A 1,177-nucleotide genomic window follows, 5' to 3' on the forward strand; every position below is an offset into this window, starting at 1 on the left:
AACACGCCGACAGAACCCCGCGAGATGTGGCTAAACCCGCAGGTCACACACCTTCGGCGTAACAAGCTACCGACCAGCCGCGGAATAAGGGATAATGACGGAGCCCTGTTCATGACATATCTGCGCGGGGAGGAGGTGGACGTCATGCGAGCAATCAAAGCTGCAGCCGCGGCGATGTTTGGTGCCCTGCTCGCGATGGCCACCGCCACCACCGCAGCAGCCACCCCCACTCCCCCGCTGCCGCCTACCCCGGCCATCGCACCCGGCATCGGCATCGTTGCCGTGGATGCGGTGGGCGCAGGAAAGGACACCTGTAGCGCGGCGTTCCTCGTGCACACCAGCACAGGGCAGCCGGGGTTGCTCACCGCCGGACACTGCAATTACGGCGGCACCGCGTCGTACAAGAACGCGGCGGGTCAGTACGAAACCTTCGGCAGCTTCACCGATGACAGTGTCGACGAGGGCAACGTGGGCGAGGCGTCCGATATCGCGTTGATCGGGCTGGACGCGTCCGCGCCGACAGATACCCGAATCATTGGGGTCCGGCCAGTCACCGGTGCCGCCAATCCCGTCCGGCTGCAGGTCGGGCAGACGCTGTGCAAGTTCGGGCTCGCCACCGGGCTGCAGTGCGGGGCTATCACCGAAGTCACTCCCTCGAAGGTGGCCTTCACCGCGAAGGCGGCCAAGGGCGACTCGGGAGGGCCGGTGTACTACCGCAACGCTGACGGGACCGCCACCGCCGTCGGAATCATGATTCGCGGCAACGATTCTGGCGACGGCGCTGTCGCCGAGCTCGTAGGGCCGTGGCTGGACAAGTGGCACCTCACGCTCGACCGCACACCGGTCGCGCCGAACCCACTGCCGGCCGCCTACACACCAGGCGGGTAACACGCTCTGCCACTAATGAGTGCAGGCCTAGCCGACATCGGCTAGGCCTGCACTCATTTGCGCGGCACGAGCAGCGCTCGCACTAGAAGCCCAAGGATGGGACTGGTGGCGGCTTAAGCCGAATCACGAGGTACGAAAACGACGGCCCTGTTTAGGTTTGTGGCTGCCACGGTGCCCCATTGCCGCGATTGTCATCCCGCGCAATTCGGGTTCTTTTGTGCAGCGGGAATGTGCGAAACTCGGTGAGTGGGCGGGGACACCGGCTATATCGGCGACTACCGGGTGGTCC

At 65.1% G+C, this 1,177-nt stretch carries 1 protein-coding gene; it reads left to right on the forward strand.

From position 1 onward, the window contains the following. The first annotated feature begins 144 nt into the window (after positions 1–144). Entirely contained in the window at positions 145–888 is a 744-nt protein-coding gene (locus tag AWC14_RS14820) for a chymotrypsin family serine protease (protein WP_084264311.1), read from the forward strand. Positions 889–1,177: the final 289 nt, after the last annotated feature.

The organism is Mycobacterium kyorinense, assembly GCF_002101735.1.
Taxonomy (GTDB): Bacteria; Actinomycetota; Actinomycetes; order Mycobacteriales; family Mycobacteriaceae; genus Mycobacterium; species Mycobacterium kyorinense.

Coding starts and splice junctions, on each gene's coding strand:
- AWC14_RS14820 (WP_084264311.1), top strand. CDS start 145: ATGCGAGCAATCAAAGCTGCAGCCGCGGCGATGTTTGGTGCCCTGCTC.